This window comes from Candidatus Phytoplasma sp. AldY-WA1 (genome assembly GCF_020312115.2).
Classification (GTDB): Bacteria; Bacillota_I; Bacilli_A; order Acholeplasmatales; family Acholeplasmataceae; genus Phytoplasma; species Phytoplasma vitis.
Genome location: NZ_JAHRHX020000110.1, coordinates 1 through 1339 on the forward strand (window position 1 = coordinate 1; position 1339 = coordinate 1339).

Consider the following 1339-nt stretch of genomic DNA (forward strand, 5'->3'; position numbering starts at 1 on the left):
AAAAAAAATCAGAAAAAAATTATTATTTTTTTTATAAATTTGTTAGTATTACAAAATTTAAAAAAATCAATATTTAAATTATTCATAGGTCTTTTATCTTTACTTATAATAATTTTTTATTATTATAATTAAAGATAATTATTTATAAAAAAAATTATTTTATCATTATCAAAATTAATTCGTTGACTACTACCTAATCCTTGATATTGTTTAAAATTTAATTTGTTTTGAATTAAATTTTTTGAAATGCTTTGATTAAAGTAGTCTTACCACTTCCGTCACAAGTCCTTCGATGACGATGAATGACATATTTTTTTCTCCCTTAGGTGAATTTTGGTATAAAAAAAGATTCATATAGAATGAATCTTTTTAATTGTTAATAATAATTAATTTGGTTTTGTTGGTTTAATGTCTTGGCGTGTTGTTGTTTGTTTGCTGGATTGATGTCTTTGTTTTTAAATTAAAAAAGAACTAATTTAATTAGTTCTTTTTTAATTATCTTTTTTTGGTTTAATTTAGTCTTAAAAATAAAAAAATTATAATTTTAAAGGATTTTCAGTATAATATTCAAAAATATCTTTTTCTGAAATAATATTATCGCTTGGATCACAATGATCATCTTCAAAATTATTAATCCATGAATCTTCTTGGTGTGTTTTATTTGAAAGAGCACAAGGTTTCATATTACCATATTTATTTAAAATATATTTAATTGATTCTATTTGTTTTTCTGTTAATTTAACAGATGTAAATTCGTTTTCTTTAATAATTTAACAAGGAAAAAATTCTTTATTAGAATCTTTTTTATTTTTTACTAAATAATGAGTATGAATATAATATAAAAGTTTTTGTAATTTTAAATTAGTTATTGTTGGGTCTTTTTTCAAAATTAGAATTTTTCATATTAATATCTCCTTTTCTAAAATTAATTTTAATAACATTTATAATATGTTTTTTTAAATAATACAAATTGTTTATTTAAATTAGTAATTTGTTTTTCTAGTTTTTTTAATTTGGTTTTTTAATGATATTTTCCTTTTTGATTTAATTTTGGCATAAAAAAAGACTCTCAAAAATGAGAGTCTTAAATTATTTTTTATTTATATTTGATGACAAGTTATTTTTTTTGTTATTATTATCTATTGATTTATCTTTTTTTTAATATTTCTATCATTACATCTTTTGTTTCTTGGTTCGTTTTTTTAATTTCGTCTAAACTTTCTCGATGATATGACATATCTTTTTTTAATAATTCACAATTTTTATCAATATTTTTTAATTTATTTATTGTATTCTTTTAATTTATTATTGTGTTCTTTTAATTTATTATTGTGTTCGT

The 1339-nt window shown here is 18.0% G+C and carries 1 protein-coding gene; it reads right to left on the reverse strand.

From position 1 onward, the window contains the following. Positions 1 to 536: 536 nt before the first annotated feature. Positions 537 to 770: a type II toxin-antitoxin system antitoxin SocA domain-containing protein gene (locus KTO59_RS04290; RefSeq protein WP_320412685.1), complete on the reverse strand. Its 234-nt coding sequence runs from the start codon at positions 768 to 770 to the stop codon at positions 537 to 539. Positions 771 to 1339 lie beyond the last annotated feature (569 nt).